Source organism: Marivita sp. (assembly GCF_020055675.1).
Classification (GTDB): Bacteria; Pseudomonadota; Alphaproteobacteria; order Rhodobacterales; family Rhodobacteraceae; genus Marivita.
Window position 1 is genome coordinate 62,932 of the sequence record NZ_JAIPUS010000009.1, and the last position, 13,356, is coordinate 76,287.

General features: G+C 62.7%; 12 protein-coding genes. 4 read left to right on the forward strand and 8 right to left on the reverse strand.

Annotated elements, in window-relative coordinates:
- Nucleotides 1-1,052 precede the first annotated feature (1,052 nt).
- Genes LCF59_RS08360 through alr form a run of 3 tightly spaced genes read right to left on the reverse strand, consistent with a single transcriptional unit; the run spans nt 1,053 to nt 2,933 of the window.
- Nucleotides 1,053-1,517, reverse strand: coding sequence for a paraquat-inducible protein A (locus LCF59_RS08360; RefSeq protein WP_292287000.1), 465 nt, complete (start codon nt 1,515-1,517; stop codon nt 1,053-1,055).
- Nucleotides 1,496-1,882: a hypothetical protein gene (locus LCF59_RS08365; protein ID WP_292287001.1), complete on the reverse strand. Its 387-nt coding sequence runs from the start codon at nt 1,880-1,882 to the stop codon at nt 1,496-1,498. The genes LCF59_RS08360 and LCF59_RS08365 overlap by 22 nt, the downstream gene beginning before the upstream one ends.
- 13 nt (nt 1,883-1,895) lie before the next feature.
- Nucleotides 1,896-2,933 carry an alanine racemase gene (gene alr / locus LCF59_RS08370; RefSeq protein ID WP_292287002.1) on the reverse strand — a complete coding sequence of 346 codons (1,038 nt, stop codon included), beginning with the start codon at nt 2,931-2,933 and terminating at the stop codon, nt 1,896-1,898.
- A gap of 123 nt (nt 2,934-3,056) precedes the next feature.
- Between alr and LCF59_RS08375 the strand changes: the two genes are divergently transcribed.
- The gene (locus tag LCF59_RS08375; protein ID WP_292287003.1) at nt 3,057-3,278 is read left to right on the forward strand and encodes a hypothetical protein; all 222 of its coding nucleotides are present in this window, start codon (nt 3,057-3,059) and stop codon (nt 3,276-3,278) included.
- Nucleotides 3,269-3,775, forward strand: a complete 507-nt coding sequence (locus LCF59_RS08380) for a histidine phosphatase family protein (RefSeq protein ID WP_292287004.1) — start codon at nt 3,269-3,271, stop codon at nt 3,773-3,775. The genes LCF59_RS08375 and LCF59_RS08380 overlap by 10 nt, the downstream gene beginning before the upstream one ends.
- An 18-nt stretch (nt 3,776-3,793) precedes the next feature.
- Here the strand turns inward: LCF59_RS08380 and LCF59_RS08385 are convergent, their stop codons facing one another.
- The 4 genes from LCF59_RS08385 to LCF59_RS08400 form a co-directional block, all read right to left on the reverse strand.
- Entirely contained in the window at nt 3,794-5,284 is a 1,491-nt protein-coding gene (locus tag LCF59_RS08385) for a replicative DNA helicase (protein WP_292287005.1), read from the reverse strand.
- 417 nt (nt 5,285-5,701) lie between these two features.
- Complete coding sequence (locus tag LCF59_RS08390; RefSeq protein ID WP_292287006.1) at nt 5,702-6,379, reverse strand: orotate phosphoribosyltransferase; 678 nt, start codon at nt 6,377-6,379, stop codon at nt 5,702-5,704.
- Between the two features lie 74 nt (nt 6,380-6,453).
- A complete protein-coding gene (pyrC, locus tag LCF59_RS08395) occupies nt 6,454-7,494 on the reverse strand; it encodes a dihydroorotase (RefSeq protein ID WP_292287007.1) in 1,041 nt (346 codons plus the stop codon).
- 105 nt (nt 7,495-7,599) lie between these two features.
- Nucleotides 7,600-8,547 carry a phosphoadenosine phosphosulfate reductase gene (locus LCF59_RS08400; protein WP_292287008.1) on the reverse strand — a complete coding sequence of 316 codons (948 nt, stop codon included), beginning with the start codon at nt 8,545-8,547 and terminating at the stop codon, nt 7,600-7,602.
- 251 nt (nt 8,548-8,798) lie between these two features.
- Here LCF59_RS08400 and LCF59_RS08405 point away from each other — a divergent pair, with 251 nt between their 5' ends.
- Nucleotides 8,799-9,707: a MoxR family ATPase gene (locus tag LCF59_RS08405; protein WP_292287009.1), complete on the forward strand. Its 909-nt coding sequence runs from the start codon at nt 8,799-8,801 to the stop codon at nt 9,705-9,707.
- 61 nt (nt 9,708-9,768) lie between these two features.
- Nucleotides 9,769-11,019 (forward strand): VWA domain-containing protein, encoded by a 1,251-nt coding sequence (locus LCF59_RS08410; protein ID WP_292287010.1) that lies wholly within the window; start codon nt 9,769-9,771, stop codon nt 11,017-11,019.
- A gap of 133 nt (nt 11,020-11,152) precedes the next feature.
- Here the strand turns inward: LCF59_RS08410 and purL are convergent, their stop codons facing one another.
- Entirely contained in the window at nt 11,153-13,315 is a 2,163-nt protein-coding gene (gene purL / locus LCF59_RS08415) for a phosphoribosylformylglycinamidine synthase subunit PurL (protein WP_292287011.1), read from the reverse strand.
- Nucleotides 13,316-13,356 lie beyond the last annotated feature (41 nt).

The window sequence follows — 13,356 nt, forward strand, 5'->3', positions numbered from 1 at the left end:
CCCAAGCCGAGCGGGCCTGCAAGCGATGTCTGTCAGCACGGTGTCATTCGGCGGCCCGACGCGCGAGCAGGGCGACAATGCGGTTGTCGTCCGTGTCGGGGATGTCGTCCGGATCGTGGCCGTCTTCGGTCGCCGGTTCCGGTGTGGCACCTGCTGTGGCACCCTGTCGTGCGGGATCGTCGGGGTGTCCGTGCCTTTGTGCAACTCCGGGAGGATGTCGGCCAGTTCCGCGTTCAGACGCGCGAGCTGCGCTTGCGCCACGCTTTCCTCAAGCGCGACCTTGTCGGCCCAGACACGCATTTCCGAGGCTGTCGCCTTGGCCGCGTCGAGGCGGGTGTTGAACTCCTCGATCTCCTGCTGTCGCTGGACCAGGAAATCCCGGGCGCGGGCAACACTGCTTTCGGAATAGGTCCGGGCCAGGTCGCGGGACAGGTGGCTCATCTGGCTGGCCACTTCGAGCACCGAAGGCTCCAGTTCGGCCAGATCGGGATGATCGTGCAGATAGGCCATGCGTTCGCGCACCGAATCAAATTCGGACCTCATCTTGAACACCCCCTCGCGGTCTGACGCATGGCAGAGCCGGTAGGCGCGGGCGACGTCCTCCATGGCGATGTGAAAGCGACGATGCGAGTTTTCCAGCGTCATGATCCGGGCGTTGGCAGGCAGGAAAAAACAAAGGCCCAGCAAAAGCGCCGTTGCCGCAACTTGTACCAGCCATCCAGCCTGCGAATAGGCGACACCCCCAAATGTTGCGGTCATCTCGAGCCATGGCGCATACCCAAAAGCACAGACCAATGTGTATCCCGACAGGCCAAGACCCAGCAGGGCCACGGTTGCAAACATCAACCGGTGCATCAGCCATGTCATGGCACCGCCAAACGATTGCAGCGCACCCATCTTGAATGTCCCCCGAAAGCACTCATACCATCCGCGACTTCGGCGACTTTATGCCGAAAGCAAAAATGGACATACTGTTTTTTAATGATTTTCCGGACTGTCGCCGCGGATGTGGAGAATTCATCCGGAGGCGCGGGACTGTCTTCGCAGCGTGATCAATCCCGTGTCACGCGCGCCTCGGTCATGCTCAGGCCGAGCGAGGTTAGGATGCAGGCGGTAAAGAGATACAGCCCCCAAGCGGTTTCAAGATGCCCGATGCCGACGCCCTTGGCGATGGTGATATAAAGTGCGATCAGAAATATATCGGCCATCGCCAGCTTGCTGATGATGGACAGGACGGGCAGGGCGGATCGGCCCATCACACCGAATTGTACCAACGCAAGACCCAGCGTTTTGACGTAAGGTGCCACCAGCGCGAACAGGATGACGACCAGTGCCAGCAGCCTGTCACTCTCCCAGAGCGCGCGAATCCCGGTCAGGACGCTGATCTCGCTCAGCCCGAAAAGCGGCAACAGCCCGGCCCGCATCAAGGGCGCTGCCCATGCCACCGGGTACAGGACCAGCAGCGACAGGTTGATCCAGCGCAGAGCGGACAGGGTCAAAATTTTGTCGCGATCCATAAAAGCACGAAGGCCAGCAGCCCGATCAGATGGGCCCCGTCGATCCAGCGCCACCGGCGATCGCCAAGCAGCAGGCTTGTGGCAAAGAGCGCCGATGCAAACAAGGGCAAGGCGACCCCCCCCTGGTAGGCCATGATCGAGGCCATCTGCCGGTAAAACGGATGACCCTGAAGCCCAAGGGCCGGCGCGAGGCTTGCCGCGATGACGGCGACGCAGATTGCAAGCGTCACCGCCGCCGGGAGTCGCGCCGCACCGCGCCCCACGATCACGCGCAACAGCGCCAACAGGCCCAGAACTTCGAAAAACACGAAACGTTGGACGAAGATATAGGCCAGCAAGATCGGGGAGGGATCGAAAATGCTCATGTGCACCCCGCCATCACGCGCCGGTGTAGCGCCGGGCATAGCGCGCGCCCAGCGATGTCAGGATCTCGTACCCGATGGTTCCGGCGGCATCGGCGAGGGTATCGATCGATTGCCGCTGGCCCATCAGTTCGACCCTGTCGGGCATGGAGGTGACAGCACTCACATCGACGCCGATCAGGTCCATCGAAATGCGGCCCACCACTTTGCAACGGGTCTCGTTTGCCCAGACATAGGCCTTGGGGCCAATGCCGCGCAGGACACCATCGGCATAGCCCGCCGAAATGGTGGCGATCTGCCCCGGCACGCGCGCCACCCAACTGTTGCCGTATCCCACGGATTCGCCCGGGCTGACCTCGCGCACCTGGATGATCGGGACCGACACCTCGACCACTGGCCGCGCGTCCATGTAGGGCCGTCCACCATAGACCCCGATCCCGGGGCGCGTCATGTCAAAGTGATAGTCCCGACCAAAAAGAGTACCGCCCGTCGCGACCAGCGATTTGGGCACGGCGATCCCGTCCGTCATCTGGCGAAAGGTCTGCAGCTGATAGGCGTTCATGCCGTGGTTCGGATCATCCTGGCAGGCAAGATGGCTCATGATCAATACAAGGTTCTGGCCGATGGCAATGTCGCGCAGCGCGGCCCATTCTGCGGCTTCCATGCCCAGCCGGTTCATTCCCGAATCAAGCTGGACGCCGAAGGCATGTCCGGGCAGCGCCTCGACATGGCGCAACATCTGGTCGATGGAGTTGATCATCGGCACCAGCTCGGCCTCTCGGATCATCTCCGCATCACCGGCCATGTGCCCGCCGAAGACACAGATCTTCGGGCCGGGGCCAAGCACCTTGCGCAGGGCAGCACCTTCCTCGGCGATGGCCACGAAAAACGTTCGCGCGCCCGCTTCGGCAAGGGCAGGGGCGACCCTGTCCACGCCCAGCCCATAGGCGTCCGCCTTGACCACGGCCGCGGTTTCGCCGGTGGTCAACCCGTCCAGCGCTCGCCAGTTCGCCCGGATCGCATCCAGATCAATCGTAAGAAGTGCCTGTGCCATGCGCGGGTATCTGTGCGCGTCTCAGGGGCTGGTCAAGCCGGAATTGCTGGTTCGGAACGTTTCCATTTAGGGTGCGTCGGTTTTGCTATTGTGAGGGCCGCGACCGGCGGCTAAGCCAGCCCCATGACCAGCGGTGACGTCATCAAGCCATCGGCCACATGGATCAATCGCCAGAGCAAGCCGCCGGGTGCGCCTGGTCGGGTTTTCCCGACCTTCTTCACGCACCTGCGCGGGCCCCAGGGGCCCGCGATTCAGCCCTGCCGGCTGACGATCTTTGCCTGTCTTGGCGTGGTGCAGAAAGTATTTGAAACCGGACGATATCTTGAGGTCCAGGCATGGCTTTGACGCTGGTGCGCCATACCACTCCGGAGGTGGCCAAGGGCACCTGCTATGGACGCACCGATCTCGCCCTGGCCGAGAGTTTCGAGACCGAGCAGAAAGACGTGGTGCGCCGCCTGCCGGAGGCGACGCGGATCGTGTCCTCTCCGCTATGGCGGTGCCGTCAATTGGCCGCGCGCGCCGCAGCTCATGTGTCAGGTGAGTTAACCATCCTACCGCATTGGATTGAAATGGATTTCGGGGCGTGGGAACGGACGCCGTGGGCAGACATCCCGCGCGACGGGCTGGATGCCTGGGCTGCTGATTTCCTGCACTATGACGGCCATGGTGGCGAAAGCGTGGCGATGCTTGAAGCGCGCATCCGCCACGCCCTTGATGCGACACCCGACAAATCAATTGTCGTGACCCATTCCGGCTGTATTCGCGCCGCCTGTGCAATTCACGGTGTCTACGATGGATGGGACACCGACATCCCGTTCGGCGGCGCGATCACGCTGAGTTAGGCTGCCGGTTAGTCTGGCTTACATCTCGTCCGCGCCTTGTTGCCAAGGCTTGATCAGGTTGCCGAAACGGGTGAAGCGACCCTCGAAGCTGAGTTCGACCGACCCGATAGGGCCGTGACGCTGCTTGCCGATGATGACCTCGGCGCGCCCGTGCAAGCGCTCCATCTCGTCCTGCCACGCAGCCATCTTCTCCAGCTCGTGATCGCTCGGCTTTTCGCGTTCCTTGTAGTATTCCTCGCGGTACACGAACATCACCACATCCGCGTCCTGCTCGATCGAGCCGGATTCGCGCAGGTCCGAAAGTTGAGGTCGCTTGTCGTCGCGGCTTTCCACCTGCCGCGACAGCTGCGACAGCGCGATCACGGGAATGTCTAGTTCTTTGGCAATCGCCTTCAAACCCTGCGTGATTTCCGACACTTCGTTCACACGGCTGTCCTTGGCCGAGGCGGGGCGGACAAGCTGCAGATAGTCGACCATCAACACATCCAAACCGTGTGTCCGCTTCAGACGCCGCGCGCGGGCGGCCAATTGGCTGATCGGAAGGGCCGGCGTGTCGTCGATGTAAAGCGGGCAGGCTTCGAGCGACTTCGCGGCGTCGACAAAGCGTCGGAACTCCTGCTCGGTCATGTCGCCGCGGCGGATCTGTTCTGAGGGCACTTCGGCCGCTTCCGACAGGATCCTTGCTGCCAACTGCTCAGCGCTCATTTCCAGCGAATAAAAGCCGACAACCCCGCCTTCGACCGTTCCTTCGGTGCCATCGGGACGTTCGCCCTTGCGATAGGCTTTGGCAATATTGAACGCCACGTTGGTCGCGAGCGAGGTTTTTCCCATCGACGGGCGCCCGGCCAGGATCAGAAGGTCGGATTTGTGCAACCCTCCAAGCTTGCGGTCCATATCCGTCAGGCCGGTTGAGATCCCGGCAAGGCCACCCTCGCGTTGATAGGCGGCATTGGCAACATTCACCGCGTCCGTCACCGCCTTGAGAAAGCTTTGAAATCCGCTGTCGCTTCGGCCTTGCTCGGCCAGCTTGTACAGCGCCTGTTCCGCCTCGACGATCTGTTCGCGCGGCTCGGATTGCACATCCACCTTGGCTGCGCGCGAGCTGATATCGCGACCCAGCGAGATCAGGTCGCGGCGCACTGCCAGATCATAGATCATCTGGGCATAGTCGCGCACGGCGAAAGAGCTGATCGCGGCGCCGGCCAGGCGGACAAGGTAGGGCGGTCCGCCCAGTTCTTGAAGCCCTTCATCGTCCTCCATGAAGGCCTTGAGCGTGACCGGAGAGGCGAGGTTGTTCTTGGCGATCCGCGCGGAGGCGATATCGAAGATGCGGGCATGGACCGGATCGTAGAAATGCTGAGGACCGATGATCGACGCGATGCGGTCGAAAACCTCGTTATTGGTCAGGATTGCACCAAGAAGCTGCTGTTCGGCCTCGACCGAGTGGGGCATCGTCTCCGCGTTCTGGATTTCGGCTCCGGTTGGGTTGAAGCCTGTGATCTCGTTCATTCTGTTCCCCTGACTGGCCCGAGCCTTTGACCTAGCGAGGTCGTCTCGAAAGCACAAAGTGTATAAACCTGTGGAAAAGGCTGGGCGCCAGTTTATGGCCGATATTGCGTTGAAACAGGTCGTTTCGTCAACATCTTGGATGAGCTGCGACTCGCTGTGGTCGCGAAACAACGCGCAAGACCTTGTTACAAATCTTTAACAAACCCTTTGCGTTGTGCCGGCTCGCGGGGCGACGTGTCTGAGTGGTGTGACGCCGATCCGGCTGGATGACTCCGATTCTGTCTCTTTTTGAAGGTCGCGCAGGCCAAGGGCCTCATGGCGGCGCGGCCGGGATCGGACGGGCTGTCGCAGGCCGGATCGCGGCCCGCGCTGATCGGGCGGAACAGGCCGCGCCGGGCTGCGCGCGTGCGTCTGGCCCTAGCGCTTGCGCGCCTCCTGCCAGGCGCGGGGGTCGGTCAGGAAGGCCTCGACCTCGGACAGGGTGGCGGCGTTGAAACTGCCCTGCGCGCGGGCCTCGGACAGAACGTCCCACCAGGCGCACAGATGGTGCAGGGTGACGCCGTGATCGCCCAGCGTTGTGCGGGTTTCCGGGAAAATGTCGTAGTAAAAGATTACCGCCGTATGGGCGCAGGTGGCCCCGGTGTCTCGGATCGCGTCCACGAAGCTGAGCTTGGAGCCGCCATCGGTGGTCAGGTCCTCGACCAGCAAGACGCGCTGGCCCTCTGTCATGTCACCCTCGATGCGGGCGTTGCGGCCATACCCTTTGGGTTTCTTGCGCACATAGCTCATCGGAAGGGCCATGCGCTCGGCTACCAGCGCGGCGAAGGGAATGCCTGCGGTTTCGCCGCCGGCAATGTTATCAAAGGCTTCGAAGCCGGCGTTCCGCATCACGGTGACGGCCATGAAATCCATCAGTGTCGACCGGATCCGGGGGAAGGAGATGAGTTTCCGGCAGTCGATATAGGTCGGGCTGGGCAGGCCCGAGGCGAGCGTGAACGGATCATCAGGTCGGAAATTCACCGCACCGATCTCGAGCAGCATCCGGGCGGACAGGCGGGCGATGTCTTCGGCAGCGGGATAGGAGGAAGGGATCATGGCGACTCCGGCTTTTGGATCGCTCTAGCGGGTTTTCAGATGAAGGAAAAGAGCGCCAAAGCCGCGTGCACCGATCAGCCCACCACGCGCCAATGCAGCGGATAGCCGGGATCAAACACGGTGACCGGGCCGTCATCGGTTTCGATCCGGGCAGGATACGCCACGGGGTCGCCGCGCTTCAGGGTGATGGTGCTGTCGTTTGCCGGCAGGCGGTAGAACTTGGGACCGTTGATGCTGGTGAAGGAGTCCAGCCGGTCCAGCGCGCTTTCCTCTTCGAACACATGCGAGAGGATCGACAGCGTGTTGGTCGCGGTGAAGCATCCCGCGCAGCCGCAGGGCAGCAGTTTGTTGGCGTCTGTATGCGGCGCGCTGTCGGTGCCCAGAAAGAAGGTCGGATCGCCCGAAACTGCCGCGCGGCGCAGTGCAATGCGGTGTTCCTCGCGTTTGGCGACGGGGAGGCAATAGTAATGCGGTTTGATCCCGCCGGACAATATATGGTTGCGGTTGATCACGAGGTGATGCGTGGTGATCGTGGCGCCCAGGTCGGGGCCGCCTTCGGAGGCGTATTCGACGCCCTGCTTGGTGGTGATATGCTCCATCACGACCCGCAGACCCGGTGTGGCGCGGCGGATCGGGTCAAGGACGCGGTCGATGAACACGGCCTCGCGGTCGAAGATATCGATATCGGGATCCGTGACCTCGCCATGCACGCAAAGCGGGCAACCTATCTCGGCCATTTTCTCCAGCACCGGGCGGATGACCTCGAAATCGCGCACTCCGCTGGTCGAATTGGTGGTCGCCCCCGCCGGGTAAAGCTTGACCGCAGTGATCAGGCCGTCGGCATGGGCGCGGGCCAGATCGTCGGGATCGGTGTCCTCGGTCAGGTAAAGCGTCATCAGCGGCGTGAAGCCCGACCCCTCGGGCAGGGCAGAGAGGATGCGGTCGCGGTAGGCGGCGGCATCCGCGCCGGTGACAACCGGTGGAACAAGGTTCGGCATGATGATCGCGCGCGCGAAATGGCGGGCGCTTTCGGGAGCCACGGCGCGCAGCATTGCGCCATCGCGCAGATGCAGGTGCCAGTCGTCGGGCGTATGGATGGTCAGCGTGTCGGTCATGCTATGGCCATTAGCACGCGGTGCCGGGTGACACCAGAGGGTCTGCCGAGGCCGCTGTCGGACCCCGTTTTGCCGCAAGGCCGCGCAACGCGCCGATAAGTATCGTCATGCGTCTTCGTCCTTCGGGACCGTGCGGGTCTTGCGCAAGTCATTCAGCTTGCGACGATACCGCGGACCGCCGAAATTGTTGACGATATAAGCGCAAACGGCCTCGGTCATGGAGGGGTGGCCGCGCGCTTCGACCGCGGCGAACAGCCGTTTGCAATATCCCACGTGGTTGCGGCGTGCGCGGTAAAGACGGGAAAAGACCGTATCATCCAGCGTCCCGTCCGCAGCCGTCGTGACAAGTGGTTCAAGCGCGTCAAGCTGCTCGAGGCGCGCCTGCATCCCGTTGCTCATGTGCCGGGCGCGGAAGCGCGTGATGCCGCTGCGTTCGAACAGCGCGGCGTGCATGGCGTCCAGCGGGCTGGCGGGGTCGTAGACGACATAGGCCGCTTCGGCGGCCTCGAGCATGTCCGGGGCATAGCCATAGCGGTCGGTGAAATCGGTGCGGCGCATATGGGTGAACCGGTCATCCCATTCGGTGACGCGCGGGTCCAGTGTCGCCTGCGGTTCGAGCGCGACCACAATCGCGCCGGGGGCGGCGACAGAAAAGGCACAGGCGGCATAGCCGCAAGGGCCAGCCCCGTAAAAGATCACCTTTTCGAAATCCTCGAAGAAGCCGTCATCGGTCATCTGGTCGAAAAACGCATACACTTCCTTGTCGCGGAACCAGGTGTCGTGGTTGCAGACCACGGACAGGCAGGACCAATCGTTCGCCTGCGCGATGTCAAAGCCTGCGGGCCGCGCCTCGTTGGACAGGGCCTGAATGGCCGGGAGCGATTCAAGGCTGACCAGCAGGGTGTCGCCCTTTTCGATGAAGGTGCCGGTGTGGTTCTTTCCCAAAGGCTCGAAAAAGCCGTATGTTTCACCCAAATCCTTGATTTCCTGCACCCATTGCGACGGGCTCAGGTCGCTCAGCGATCGGGTATATGGGTCGCGGGTCTCGTGCATGCTCCACGTGTCCTTGATGGCTTGGGCCCGTTTTCAGGGATCGAATTTCGAATGAACAGCTATCGGTCAAATTAGGCAGAATTGGGCCGAAATACAGGGGACTCCATGATGTTCTGTTGCTGAGACACTGCCAGTCCCGCACGTATTTCGCCGTCAGGCAAAGGCCACGGTCTGCGGCTTGTGCGACCTTGGCGCTATTGACCTCGGGGCCGTGGCCGGGGCAGCAAGGCCTGAACAACAGGAGCCCCCCGATGCAGACACCACAGAGTATCGACGCCGTCCAATCCACGCTGGCCGACACCGGCTATGTCTGCGGGCGGCCGCTGGCCACCGTGGTGTTCCTGTCGCTGAAACTGGGACGGCCGCTGTTTCTCGAAGGGGAGGCCGGCGTCGGCAAGACAGAGATCGCCAAGGCGCTGGCGAAGAGCCTGGGGCGCAAACTGATCCGCCTGCAATGCTACGAGGGTCTGGATGCATCGAGCGCCGTCTACGAATGGAACTTCCCGGCGCAGATGATTGCCATCCGCACCGCCGAAGCGGCGGGTGGGGCAGACCGCGATGCCTTGCAAAAAGAGCTGTTCAGCCCCGATTTCCTGGTCGAGCGCCCGCTTCTCGAAGCAATGCGCCCCGATGCCGCCGGGCCGCCCGTATTGCTGATCGACGAATTGGACCGCACCGATGAGCCGTTCGAGGCGGTTCTCCTCGAAGCGCTGTCGGATTTCCAGGTCACGATTCCCGAGATGGGCACGATCACGGCACCCGAGCCGCCGATTGTGATCCTGACCTCGAACCGCACCCGCGAAGTGCATGACGCGCTAAAACGCCGGTGTCTCTATCACTGGGTCGACTACCCCGATTTCGACCGCGAGCTCGAGATCCTGCACGCCCGCGCGCCCGAAGCCTCGGCCAGGTTGAGCCGCGAGATCGTTGCCTTCGTGCAGCGGCTGCGCACCGAGGACATCTTCAAGAAACCCGGCGTTGCCGAAACCATCGACTGGGCGAAATGCCTTCTGGCGCTGGATGTGATCGACCTGTCCCCCGAGGTGATCTCGGACACGCTGGGCGCGATCCTGAAATACCAGGACGACATCCAGCAACTTCAAGGTTCGGAGGCCAAACGCCTGCTGGACGAAGCCAAGGCATCTGTCGAACCGGCATGATGCTTCTCTGGTTCAAAAATATCCCGGAGGTCTGGAGGCAGAGCCTCCAGTTGGCCATGTAATGGCCGAATACATCCCCCTCGAACTGCCCGACAATCCGCGTCTGGCACAGAACGTCATCCACTTCGCCCGTGCCCTCCGCCGGGCCGGTCTGCCGATCGGGCCGGGCCGGGTGATCGACGCCATCCGCGCCGTCGAAGCGGCGGGGTTCACCGAACGGATGGATTTTTACTGGACCTTGCACGCCTGTTTCGTGAATCGCCCCGAACACCGGGTGATCTTTGCGCAGGTCTTTCGTCTTTATTGGCGCGATCCGCAGTATCTTGAGCACATGATGTCGATGATGCTCCCGGCCATTCGCGGTGTGCAGGAGGAAAAATCCGCCGCCTCGGGCGAAAAACGCGCGGCACAGGCGCTTCTGGACGATCTGGTGCCGGATGTGCCGGAGGCAGAGCAGTCCGAAGAGGGCACCGAGATCGAGATCAAATCGACCCTCACAATGTCGGCGGAGGAAAAGCTGCGCACGCTGGATTTCGAGCAGATGTCGACGGCTGAGGTGGCCGCGGCGAAGCGGATGCTGGCGCGGATGTCGCTCCCGGTGAAACCGATTCCGTCGCGGCGCGGCACGGCGGCGGCGCTGGGGCGACAGGCGGATTACCGGCGCACGCTGATGAAATCCATGCGGCAGGGCGGCGAGATTCGCACCATTGCCCGCAAGACGCCGCGCCCGCGCTGGCCCAACCTGGTCGTGCTCTGCGATATTTCCGGGTCGATGAGCCAGTATTCGCGCATGGTGCTGCATTTCCTGCACGCGGTCGCGAACGAGAAAGGCGCGGGATGGGCCAGGGTGCATGCCTTCACCTTCGGCACGCGCCTGACGAATATCACCCGCCACCTGGCCACGCGGGACGTGGACGCCGCCCTGCGCGCCGCGGGAGCGCAGGCGCAGGACTGGGAGGGCGGCACGCGGATCGGGCAATGTCTGCACGCCTTCAACCGCGACTGGTCGCGCCGGGTCATGGGGCAGGGTGCGGTGGTTCTGCTGATCACGGACGGGTTGGACCGGGACGATGCGGGGGCGCTGGAGCACGAGATGGAGCGGCTGCACCTGTCGAGCCGCCGGCTGATCTGGCTCAACCCGCTTTTGCGCTGGGACGGATTCGCGCCCAAGGCGACGGGTATCCGCGCGATGCTGCCCCATGTCGACAGTTTCCGCGCGGGTCACTCGATCCAGTCGCTGGAAGAGCTTGCGTTGGCGATATCGCGCCCGGATGATCCGGGCGAAAAGGCACGCATGATAGGCATGCTCTGACAGGTCGGGCCAATGCCCCCGTGTGGGGGCACGGAGACGTAGAATTCCCGATCTGTCTCGATGCTCCAATCGGTTCGGTCGTTTGGAGCAGATGCTTTCCCAGGCTGTGTCCGGCGCCGATCCGTGGTTCGGTTCAAACGGCGAAATGGCTTGCGAAGGCTGATTGGTGCAGGTCTGTCAGCTCGGACAAGGGGGCCTGGCTGCGACCGAACCGGACGGTGTCGCCGGTGAAACGTCCGACGCTCTGGATCGGCACTCCCGCTTGACCTGCGGCGATCATCAGGGCTTCGGCCTGATCGAAATTGCAGGCGACCAGATACCGTCCCTGGTCTTCGCCATAAAGCCGGGCCTGATCGGTCTCGTCGATCAGGACGCCCACGCCAGAAGCGCTGGCCATCTCGAAAGCGGCCAATGCAAGCCCGCCATCCGACAGATCGGTACAGGCCTTGATCAAATCGCGTTGCGCGAGGATGAATTCGCCATTGCGGCGTTCGGCGATCAGGTCCACCGCGGGGGCATCGCCTTCTTCGCGGTTGAAGACCTCGCAGAGCAGCGCGGACTGGCCCAGGTGACCTTGTGTATCCCCGATCACAAGCGCCACATGCCCGTCGCGGGCCCGCCCGAGGATCGGCTCTTCGTCCGCAGCGATCAAGCCGACCGCGCCGATGGTGGGGGTCGGCAGGATCGCCTGGCCGTCGGTTTCATTGTAGAGCGAAACATTGCCGGACACGATGGGTGTGCCGAGCGCTTCGCAGGCGCGGCCGATGCCCTGCACCGCCCCGACGAATTGCCCCATGATCTCGGGTTTTTCAGGGTTGCCGAAATTCAGGTTGTCGGTTGTGGCCAGAGGCCGCGCACCCACGGCGCAGAGATTGCGGAAGGCTTCGGCCACGGCTTGTTTGCCGCCTTCGACCGGGTTTGCGCGGACATATCGCGGCGTCACGTCCGAGGTGAAGGCCAGCTTTTTGTCGGTGCCATGCACGCGGATCACACCGGCGCCCCAGCCCGGTCCTTCGACGGTGTCGGCCATCACCATCGTGTCGTATTGTTCGAATACCCAATTGCGCGCGCAGTAATTCGGGCTGCCGATCAGCGATTTGAGCGCATCGACGGGATCGACCGCCGGGACATCGTCAAGCGGCGCGGGCGGTTCTGACGGTTCCCATGGGCGGTCGTATTCGGGGGCGGAGGAGCTGAGGCGCGACAGGGGCACGTCAGCCTTGGTGACGCCGTCATGGACGACGAGGAATCGGTCTTCGGCGATGGTTTCACCGACGATGGCGAAGTCGAGATCCCATTTGTCGAACACCGCGCGGGCCTCGGCCTCTTTCGCGGGGTCGAGCACCATGAGCATGCGTTCCTGGGATTCCGACAGCATCATCTCGTAGGCGGTCATTCTTTCTTCGCGCTGAGGCACCTTTTCCAGATCGAGGCGGATGCCAAGCTGACCCTTGTCGCCCATTTCCACGGCGGAACAGGTCAGGCCAGCAGCGCCCATGTCCTGAATGGACACGACTGCGCCTGTCTGCATCAGCTCGAGGCAGGCCTCCATCAGGCGTTTTTCGGTGAACGGATCGCCGACTTGAACGGTGGGGCGTTTTTCCTCGATGGTATCGTCGAATTCGGCGCTGGCCATCGTGGCGCCGCCGACCCCGTCACGTCCGGTTTTCGCACCAAGATAGACCACCGGGCGGCCGACGCCGCTGGCCGCCGAATAGAAGATCTTGTCCGCATCCGCCAATCCGGCGGCAAACGCGTTGACGAGGCAATTGCCGTTATAGGCCGCGTGAAACCGGACTTCGCCGCCAATCGTGGGCACGCCAAAGCAATTGCCATAGCTGCCGATGCCTTCGACCACGCCATGTACAAGCTGGCGCGTCCTGGGGTGGTCTTTTTCCCCGAAGCTGAGCGCATTCATCGCCGCCACCGGGCGCGCGCCCATGGTGAACACGTCGCGCAGGATGCCGCCGACACCTGTTGCTGCCCCTTGATGGGGTTCGATGTAAGAGGGGTGGTTGTGGCTTTCCATCTTGAACACCACGGCCTGACCGTCGCCGATATCCACAACGCCCGCGTTTTCGCCGGGACCGCAGATCACCTGCGGGCCGGTGGTGGGCAAGGTCTTGAGGTGAATCTTGGACGACTTGTAGGAACAATGCTCGTTCCACATGGCCGAGAAGATGCCGAGTTCGGTGAAACTCGGCTCGCGGTTCAGGATCCGCAGAATTTCCGCATATTCATCGGCATTGACGCCGTGGGCGGAGATCAGGTCTTCGGTGATGGCGGGGTCTTGCATCGGCATCCTCTTGATCGTTCCGCTTCTCCTTACGCCAAGCG